A 240-nucleotide genomic window follows, 5' to 3' on the forward strand; every position below is an offset into this window, starting at 1 on the left:
TCCTCCGCCTGCTGGATTAGGAAATCCCGCAGTACGGCGATGCGCTTCGAGTGCCTGAGCTCCTCCGGGTAGACGATGTAGGCTTCGGAGGTGGGACCCTCCACCTCGGGCAATACTTCCACCAGCTCCGGAGACTCGTCGCTCAGGTAGTACGGCAGCGCGGCGATGCCGAGCCCGCTTCTTACCGCCCGGTAGATTCCGTACACGCTGTTCACCCGCAGCGCCGGCTTGCGCTTGTGC

Annotated in this window: 1 protein-coding gene; it reads right to left on the reverse strand. The window is 64.2% G+C overall.

Annotated elements, in window-relative coordinates; genetic code table 11:
- The coding region (locus tag ACTFO6_RS19630; protein WP_439935975.1) for a LysR substrate-binding domain-containing protein at positions 1-240 on the reverse strand (240 nt) is incomplete at both ends.

Origin of the sequence: Pelomicrobium sp. G1 (assembly GCF_051905455.1) — a bacterium.
Taxonomy (GTDB): domain Bacteria; phylum Pseudomonadota; class Gammaproteobacteria; order Burkholderiales; family UBA6910; genus Pelomicrobium.